This is a genomic window from Rhizobacter sp. P1_G5 (assembly GCF_056405435.1).
In genome coordinates this window covers 1-8,315 of sequence record NZ_JBFUCB010000243.1, presented here as the reverse complement: position 1 = coordinate 8,315, position 8,315 = coordinate 1, and the positions used below count along the sequence as shown (strand labels likewise).

8 protein-coding genes are annotated in these 8,315 nt (G+C 71.2%); 5 read left to right on the top strand and 3 right to left on the bottom strand.

What is annotated here, in order from left to right; all coding sequences use genetic code 11:
- The coding region (locus tag AC1D12_RS17405; RefSeq protein WP_477841805.1) for an MFS transporter at positions 1–916 on the bottom strand (916 nt) is incomplete at its 3' end.
- Positions 917–1,017: 101 nt separating this feature from the next.
- Between AC1D12_RS17405 and AC1D12_RS17400 the strand changes: the two genes are divergently transcribed.
- From AC1D12_RS17400 to AC1D12_RS17390, 3 genes are all read left to right on the top strand, one after another.
- Positions 1,018–1,989, top strand: a complete 972-nt coding sequence (locus AC1D12_RS17400) for a LysR family transcriptional regulator (RefSeq protein ID WP_477828272.1) — start codon at positions 1,018–1,020, stop codon at positions 1,987–1,989.
- Between the two features lie 35 nt (positions 1,990–2,024).
- Positions 2,025–3,896, top strand: a complete 1,872-nt coding sequence (locus AC1D12_RS17395; RefSeq protein WP_477841803.1) for a bifunctional metallophosphatase/5'-nucleotidase — start codon at positions 2,025–2,027, stop codon at positions 3,894–3,896.
- A gap of 154 nt (positions 3,897–4,050) precedes the next feature.
- Complete coding sequence (locus AC1D12_RS17390; protein WP_477829173.1) at positions 4,051–4,272, top strand: hypothetical protein; 222 nt, start codon at positions 4,051–4,053, stop codon at positions 4,270–4,272.
- A 3-nt stretch (positions 4,273–4,275) separates the two neighbouring features.
- On the opposite strand, the gene AC1D12_RS17385 is transcribed toward AC1D12_RS17390, so the two are convergent.
- A complete protein-coding gene (locus AC1D12_RS17385; RefSeq protein WP_477829174.1) occupies positions 4,276–4,683 on the bottom strand; it encodes a hypothetical protein in 408 nt (135 codons plus the stop codon).
- 138 nt (positions 4,684–4,821) lie between these two features.
- Between AC1D12_RS17385 and AC1D12_RS17380 the strand changes: the two genes are divergently transcribed.
- Together AC1D12_RS17380 and AC1D12_RS17375 are read left to right on the top strand one after the other, a co-directional pair.
- Entirely contained in the window at positions 4,822–5,001 is a 180-nt protein-coding gene (locus AC1D12_RS17380) for a hypothetical protein (RefSeq protein ID WP_477841801.1), read from the top strand.
- Positions 5,002–5,020: 19 nt separating this feature from the next.
- Entirely contained in the window at positions 5,021–6,511 is a 1,491-nt protein-coding gene (locus tag AC1D12_RS17375; RefSeq protein WP_477841799.1) for a CYTH and CHAD domain-containing protein, read from the top strand.
- A gap of 6 nt (positions 6,512–6,517) precedes the next feature.
- Here the strand turns inward: AC1D12_RS17375 and pgm are convergent, their stop codons facing one another.
- Positions 6,518–8,173: a phosphoglucomutase (alpha-D-glucose-1,6-bisphosphate-dependent) gene (pgm, locus tag AC1D12_RS17370; protein ID WP_477841798.1), complete on the bottom strand. Its 1,656-nt coding sequence runs from the start codon at positions 8,171–8,173 to the stop codon at positions 6,518–6,520.
- Between the last annotated feature and the right edge of the window lie 142 nt (positions 8,174–8,315).

Genomic DNA, 8,315 nt, shown 5'->3' with positions numbered 1-8,315 from the left:
ACACCAGCACCAGGCCCGCACCGACGCGCGTCACCAGCTCCGGCCCGCGGCGGTCGGCCATGCGGCCGGCCAGCGGCGCGGCCAGCGCCCCGGCCGCGCCGGCCAGCCCGAACGCACCGGCCGCCGAGCTGCCGAGGTGGAACGGCTCGCCGTGCAGCATCACCGCCAGCGTCGACCAGAACGCGCTGAAACCGACCGACAGCAGCCCCTGCGCCAATGCCGCGCGGCGCAGCGCACCGTGCTTCAGCCACAGCTTGCCCAGCGAGCCGAGCAGCGCGCGGTAGGCGAGGTGGGTGGTCGGCTTCAGCCGCGGCAGGCCGCGCCACAGCGCGACGCCCAGCAGCGCGATGGCGGCCGCGGCCGCGATGAACATCGTGCGCCAGCCGAAGTGCTCGGCGACGAAGCCGCTGACCACCCGCGACAACAGGATGCCGAGCAGCAGCCCCGTCATCACACTGCCGACCACCTTGCCGCGGTGCGCATCGGGGGCCAGCGTGGCGGCGGCCGGCACGATGTCCTGCGCCATCGTCGCGGCCAGCCCGATCGCGAGGCTCGCGACCAGCAGCACGCCCACCGACGGCGACGCGCCGGCCAGCAGCAGCGCGACGCACAGCGCAGCGGCCTTCGCGAGGATGATGCGGCGGCGGTCGTAGCGGTCGCCGAGCGGCGCGAGCAACAGGATGCCGAGCGCGTAGCCCAGCTGCGTCATCGTCGGCACGAAGCCGATCGCCTGGCTGCTTGTCGCCTGGCCTGCGCCGATCTCGGCGCCGAGCACGCCCAGCATCGGCTGGCTGTAGTACAGCGACGCCACGCCGAGCCCGGTGCCGGTCGCCAGCAGCAGCACCATCGGCAGCGGAACGTTGCCGGTCGGCGTCAGGGCGACCGGTGTGGCATGCGTGGAATGAATGGTGGACATCTCGTGTAAACCCTGAGTTCTGGAACGAAGGCCTGCAGTGTCTCCAGGGCGGGCGTGTCTGGGTAGCCCGACGGCTTGCAGAATTGCTATACGCTCGGCGCATGAGCAATGCCACCCCCCACGCCACGGCGCCGGCCGACCGCATCGAGCTGATGGAAACCTTCGTGCGCATCGTCGAGGCGGGCAGCCTGTCGGCCGCGGCGCTGCAGATGGGCGCGACCCAGCCGACCATGAGCCGGCGGCTGCAGGCGCTGGAGCGATCGCTCGGGCTGCGGCTGCTGCAGCGTTCGACCCACGCGATGACGCTGACCGCCGACGGCGAGCGCTGCTACGAAGGCGCGAAGGAGCTGATCGCGAGCTGGAAGGCGTTCGAGTCCGAACTGCGCGGTGCCGACGACGAACCCGAGGGCCTGCTGCGCGTGATCGCACCGCATGCCTTCGGCCAGCAGCTGCTGGTCGGGCCGCTGTCCGACTACATGCGCGCGCACCCGCGGGTGACGGTGGAGTGGCTGCTGCACGACAGCACGCAGGATCGCACGCAGGACAGCACGCCGGACTTCGTCGGCGAGGGCATCGACTGCGCGATCCAGGTGGGCGAGGTGACCGACCCGTCGGTGGTCGCGATCAAGCTGTCCGAGGTGCCGCGCATCGTGGTGGCTGCTCCGTCGCTGATGGCCGGGCGCGCGATGCCGGTGCATGCGCGCGAGCTGGCCGGGCTGCCCTGGCTGAGTGCCCGCAATTTCTACCGCACCGAGGTGCTGCTGAGCCATGCCGACACCGGCGAGGCGCACCGCGTGAGCTTTCGCCCGCGCTTCACCACCGACAGCTTCTATGCGCTGCGCAGTGCCACGGTGCGCGGCATCGGCATCGGGCTGATGTCGACCTGGATGCTCGCCGACGAGATCGCGGCCGGGCGGCTGGTGCAGCTCGCGCCGCAGTGGCGTGCGGCGGCGCTACCGGTGCACCTGATCTACCCGCCGTCGCGATTCCATCCGGCGCGCCTGCGCCGCTTCATCGAGGCGATGCGGGCCGCATTGCCGGCCGCGCTGGCCGAGGTGACGCGGCCGATCTGATGTCTACTTCCGGACACCCCGTCGAAAGGATCCACATGCTCCTCGTTCGCCTGCTGGCCGTCGCGGCCGCTGTCGCACTGTGCGCCTGCGCGCCCATCGCCCCGACGCAGGGCACGGCGCCCGTCCACGTCAAGCTCATCGGTTTCAACGATTTCCACGGCAACCTGCAGTCGCCGGGCAACTTCAGCCCGGTCACGCAGAGTTCGTCCAGCGGCGCCGGCCTGGTGCCTGCGGGCGGTGCCGACATGCTGGCCGGCTTCGTCGCGCGGCTGAAGGCGCAGAACCCGCTGAACGCGGTGGTCGGTGCCGGCGACATCGTCGGCGCCTCGCCGCTGGTGTCGGCGCTGTTCCACGACGAGCCCACCGTCGAGGCGATGAACCGCATCGGCCTGGAGTTCAACGCGGTCGGCAACCATGAGTTCGACCACGGCTCGCCCGACCTGCTGCGCCTGCAGCGCGGCGGCTGCGCGCTGCTGCCCGGCGGCGCCGCCGACCCCAACAGCTGCCGCGGCGCGCAGGTCGGCACGCCCGTGCCGTTCGAGGGTGCGACGTTCAAGTGGCTGTCGGCCAACGTCTACGTCACCGCCACCGGCAAGACCCTGCTGCCGGCCTATGGCATCAAGACCTTCGACGGCGTGCGCGTCGCCTTCATCGGCATGACGCTGCGCGACACGCCGACCATCGTCACGCCCAGCGGTGTCGCGGGCCTGGAGTTCCGCAACGAGGCCGACACCGTCAACGCGCTGGTGCCGCAATTGCGCGCGCGCGGCGTCGAGGCGATCGTCGTGCTGGTGCACCAGGGCGGCTCGCAGGTCGGCAGCAACGACATCAACGGCTGTGCCGGCGGCCTGGCCGGCTCGGCGATCGCCGACGTGGTGCGCCAGCTCGACAACGCGGTCGACCTGGTCGTCAGCGGCCACACCCACACCGCCTACAACTGCCAGCTGCCGAATGCGACCGGCCGGATGATCCCGGTGACGCAGGCGGGTGCCTTCGGCCGCGTCGTCAGCGACATCGACCTGGCGATCAACCCGTCGAACGGCGACGTGATGTCGGTCAGCGCGACCAACCGCGTCGTCGACCGCAGCGACCCTGCCACCACGCCGAACGCGGCGGTGGCGGCGCTGGTCGCCGCCTACGACGCGCTGGTCGCACCGATCGCGAACCAGGTGATCGGCAGCATCACGCAGGCGCTGCCGGTCACCGGCGACGCGGCCTGCAACATGCCGGCCGGCGAACTGATCGCCGATGCGCAGCTCGTGGCCACCGCGGCGCCGCCCTTCGGTGGCGCGCAGTTCGCGTTGATGAACCGTGGCGGCGTGCGCAGCCCGGGCTTCAACTTCAGGTCGAGCGCGGCCGGCGAGGGCGACGGCAACATCACCTACGGCGAGGCCTTCACGGTGCAGCCGTTCGGCAACAGCCTGGTGACGCTGACGCTGACCACGCAGAACGTGAAGGACGTGCTCGAGCAGCAGTTCGCCGGTTGCCGCGGCCAGCTTGCGACCGCGACCCGGCTGATGGTGCCGAGCGCCGGCCTGCGCTACACCTGGGATGGCAGCGCGGCCTGCAATGCGCGGGTGAGCGGCGTGGCGTTGACGACGGCGGCCGGCACCGAGACGCTGGTCGATGCGGCCGGCGTGGTGGTGAACCCGCAGAAGACCTGGCGCGTGACGATCAACAACTTCATGGCGACCGGCGGCGACGGCTTTTCGACCTTCCGGCAGGGCACGAGCCTGCTGGGCGGCGCACAGGACATCGATGCGCTGACGGCCTACCTGGCGGGCTGGAAGGCGCCGAACGCGGCCTACGACCCCGCGGCGCCCGCGCTCGGCAAGCCGCGCGTGGTCCGGGTCAACGCGCCGGCGGGCGGCGGCACCTGCCCGCTCGGGGCGGATGTGAATCCCTGAGCCAATCCTTGACGCAGCACAAGCCAATCCCGACCCGACAGCGTGGATGGGCTTCTGGCGCGGGTGGCTGGGTTTCTATAATTTTTGCTGCTGCATCGCAGCAACCTCGCCGCACCACCCTGTACCACCTGCAACCCCTGCACAAGGAGCCGAGATGGAAGTCGACAAGCTGGTCACTGTCTATGGGTTTTCGCTGTTCGACGCTGACGTGGGCGGGCAACTCCCGGCCTCGTTCAAGGCGCCGCGATCGGTGATCGAGCACGATTTCCATGGCGTCGTGATGGAAGGTACGGCCGAGCTCGTCGATGCGCAGGCGCTCGACGATCAGGGCCGCTTTCGCCGCGTCGCGACGGCGTGGGGCGAGCTGACGACCTGAGGCTCAGTCCTTGGCCGCGTCGCCGTCCGCCTTCGGGCGGCCGGTCTTCAGGCTGGGCACGCTGTTCAGCGCGGCCAGCAGCGCCTTGTCGGCCAGCCCGTTCAGCGTCGCGATGCCGGCGCGCAGCAGCTCGCTCTTCTTGGTCGGGCGCTTCAGCGCGGTCGCGCGCAGCTTCAGCGCCTCGAGCAGCTGGTACTCCGACTTCGGGATCGTGAAGCTGTCGCGCACCAGCTTGTGCTTGGGCTTCTCGGCGACGGGGGCCGGTGCGGGCTTCGCGACGACAGCCGTCTTGGCTGCGACTTTCTTCGCCGCAACCTTCTTGGCGGCGACGGGAGTCTTCTTTGCCGGGGCGGCAGCGGTCTTGGTGGAGGTTTTGGAGGGGGTCTTGCGGGCGGTCGTTGATGTGGTCATCGGCTTGACTTCAATGGTTTATACGATATATACCGTTTATACCAGACCTTGACGCGGCGCCATACCGGAGCGGCCCGAGGTCCGGTGAATGGAGCGCAGATCATGGAGACAAGACGTCTTCGCGAACGACTCGGCCTGATGTCGATCGGCGCATTGATGATGGACCCGCAGTTCGTGCGGCGCGCGGCGCAAGACCGGGGCGACGAGGTCGCCTCGTCCGACACCGATTCGCCGGGCGACGATCTGCCGACGCTGCGCGCGCGCTGGCACACTGGTTGGGACCGCTGGCGCGCACGCCTGACCCGAGCCAAACCCTGATCCTTGATCCTGATTCCCCATGCATGAGATCGAGCTGAAGTTCCAGATCCCCGAGACCCGATTCACGCATCTGCGACAGCGCTTCCTGCAGGGCCGCACCGAGGCCGTGCGGATGCAGGCGCACTACTTCGACACCGCCGACGGCCGGCTGGCGCGCGATGAGATCGCCTTGCGCCTGCGGCTCGAAGGCACGCGCTGGGTGCAGACGCTGAAGGCGAGTGGCGCGCACGGCGTGGCGCGGCTCGAGCACAACGCGGAACTGCCGGCCGATGCCGTGCGCAGCGGCGCACCGGCCATCAACATCGACCGCCACCGCGGCTCGCCGGCGCACCGGCGGCTTCTCGACGCGCTGGGCGGCRTGGCCTTGCAGGAGGTGTTCCGCACCGAGGTCGACCGCGTCGTGCGTGTCTTCACGCTGCCCGATGGTGCCGAGATCGAGGCGGCGCTCGATGTGGGGCAGGTCGTCGCGGGTGCCGCCGTGCACCCGCTGCGCGAGATCGAGTTCGAATGGAAGGCCGGGCCGCTGCAAGGCCTGTTCGCGCTGGCCTCCGACTGGGTCGCCGAGCACGGCCTGTGGCTCGACATCGTCTCGAAGGCCGAGCGCGGCAGCTTGCTGTCGCGCGGGCAGAGTCACCCGGCGGCGGCGCGCGCCAGGCCGCCGCAGCTGGCCGYGGATGCCGATGGTCCCGGCCTCGCCCGTGCTGCCACAGGTTCCTGCCTGGCCCAGGTGCTGCGCAACGCCAGCGCCGTCGCCTCCGGCAGCCGCCAGCCGGAGCATGTGCACCAGCTGCGCATCGGCCTGCGGCGGCTGCGCGTCGTGCTGCGCGAGTTGGCGCCGCTCGACTGCGGGCTCGACCTTGGCTGGGAGGCGCCGGTGGCCGAACTCTTCCGCGTGCTCGGCGTCGACCGCGACCAGCAGATCCTGGAGGACGAGACCGCCGATGCGCTGGTCGCCGCGGGCGCGCCGCCGCTGACGCGGCCCCGGCTGCCGGCGGGCGCCGAGCCGATCGAGGCACGGGTGCAGCACCCGCAGGTGCAGCAGGTGCTGCTGGCCGTGCAGGCCTATGCGATGGAAGCGTCGGCGGTGCGCGGTGGTGCGCATGAAGGTCCGGCCGTCGCGGCCATCGGCGAGCGCCTCGACGCGTTGTTGCGCCGCCTGGTCGGGCATTCACGCGGCTTCGCCGATGCGCCGGCCGACGACCAGCACGCGGTGCGCAAGGAGCTGAAGCGGCTGCGCTACCTCGCCGAGTTCATCGCGCCGCTGTACCGTGACAAGCCGGTCGCGCGCTTCTTCGACGCGCTGGCGCCTGCGCAGGACGCGCTGGGAAGCCACAACGACCTGGCGGTCGCGCTCAAGGCCTATCGCGAGCGGGCCGCCGCCGAACCCGAAGCCTGGTTCGCCGTCGGCTGGCTGGCCGCGCAACAGGCCCGTTCGGCCCGGGCGGCCCACAAGGCCCTGAAGCGTGCCGGCCGGGCCGAGCCGTTCTGGCACGGCAAGCCGCGCGGCTGAGCCGGATCAAGCGGCCAGCGCCGCGTCCACCACCCGCTGTGCCTCGTCGAGCAAGCGCTGCAGGTGCGCCGCATCGCGGAAGCTCTCGGCGTAGATCTTGTAGATGTCCTCGGTGCCCGACGGCCGTGCCGCGAACCAGCCGTTCGCGGTGACCACCTTGATGCCGCCGATCGCCGCGCCGTTGCCCGGCGCCTGGCTCAGCACCTGCACCACCGGGTCGCCGGCCAGCTCGGTCGAGCGGATCTGCTGCGGCGACAGCGCGCCGAGCTTGCGCTTCTGTGCCACCGTCGCGGCCGCCGAGATGCGGCCCGCGACCGGCCGCCCGAGCGCGCCGGCCAGCTCGTCGTAGACGGCGCCGAGGTCGCGGCCCTGCGTCGCGGTGATCTCGGCCGACAGCAGCGCGGCGGCGATGCCGTCCTTGTCGGTGCTCCAGGCGCTGCCGTCGCGGCGCAGGAAGCTCGCGCCGGCGCTTTCTTCGCCGGCAAAGCCGAGGCTGCCCTTCAGCAGCCCGTCGGCGAACCACTTGAAGCCGACCGGCGCATCGAACAGCGGACGGCCGAGGCGCGCGGCGATGCGCTCGATCAGTTGCGTCGTGACGACGGTCTTCGCGATGCTGGTCTCGCGGCCCCAGGCCGGCCGGTGCCGGAACAGGTGCTCGATCATCAGCGACAGGTAGTCGTTCGGCGGCAGCAGGCCGGCGCCCGGCGTGACGATGCCGTGGCGGTCGTGGTCGGTGTCGCACGAGAACGCGATGTCGAAGCGGCTCTTCAGTGCGACCAGGCGTTGCATCGCGTACGGCGACGACGGGTCCATGCGGATCTGGCCGTCCCAGTCGAGCGACATGAAGCGGAAGGTCGGATCGACCTCTTCGCTGACCACGGTCAGGTCGAGGCGGTAGTGCTCGGCGATCGCGCGCCAGTAATGCACGCCGGCGCCGCCGAGCGGATCGACGCCCATGCGCACGCCGGCCGCACGCACCGCGTCGAGGTCGACCACCTGGCCCAGTTCGCCGACGTAGTGCTGCAGGTAGTCGTGGCGGCGCGTGGTGTCGGCGCGCAGTGCGCGTCCGGCCGGCAGGCGCTTCACATCCTTCAGCGCGGTTTCGAGGTGGCGGTTCGCCGCGGCCTGGATCCAGCCGGTCACCTTCTCGTCGGCCGGGCCGCCATGCGAGGGGTTGTACTTGAAGCCGCCGTCGCGCGGCGGGTTGTGCGAGGGCGTCATCACGATGCCGTCGGCCAGGCCCTGGCCTGAGCTGGCGCGCCCGCGGTTGTGCACCAGGATCGCATGCGACACCGCCGGCGTCGGCGTGAACTCGTCGCGCTCGGCCAGCATCACCGTCACGCCGTTGGCCGCCAGCACCTCGAGCGCCGTCGCCGCGGCCGGTGCCGACAGCGCATGCGTGTCGACGCCGAGGAACAGCGGCCCGTCGATGCCGGCCTGGCGCCGGTGGTCGCAGATGCCTTGCGCGATCGCGAGCACATGCCATTCGTTGAACGAGCGGTCGAGCGACGAGCCGCGGTGGCCGGAGGTGCCGAACGCGACGCGCTGCGCCGGCACCGAGGGGTCGGGCCGGTCGTCGGCGTAGGCGGCGAGCAGCCGGCCGACATCGACCAGCACCGAGGCGGGGGCCGGGTGCCCGGCGAGTTCGTTCAATGTGCTCATGCGATCGATCATAGGGAGCGGCCTGCCGGCCCAGGTGTCGCCGTGTGGCGGGCAGGGGCATTCCAGGGGCATTTCGCATCGGCGGCCRTCGCTTCGCATCGTGTGCCTCGGTGCGCGCTCCCTGATCCCTAAGGTAGGGGAC

Coding starts and splice junctions, on each gene's coding strand:
- AC1D12_RS17385 (WP_477829174.1), bottom strand. CDS start 4,683: ATGACCACATCAACGACCGCCCGCAAGACCCCCTCCAAAACCTCCACC.
- pgm (WP_477841798.1), bottom strand. CDS start 8,173: ATGAGCACATTGAACGAACTCGCCGGGCACCCGGCCCCCGCCTCGGTG.
- AC1D12_RS17380 (WP_477841801.1), top strand. CDS start 4,822: ATGTCGATCGGCGCATTGATGATGGACCCGCAGTTCGTGCGGCGCGCG.
- AC1D12_RS17395 (WP_477841803.1), top strand. CDS start 2,025: ATGCTCCTCGTTCGCCTGCTGGCCGTCGCGGCCGCTGTCGCACTGTGC.
- AC1D12_RS17390 (WP_477829173.1), top strand. CDS start 4,051: ATGGAAGTCGACAAGCTGGTCACTGTCTATGGGTTTTCGCTGTTCGAC.
- AC1D12_RS17400 (WP_477828272.1), top strand. CDS start 1,018: ATGAGCAATGCCACCCCCCACGCCACGGCGCCGGCCGACCGCATCGAG.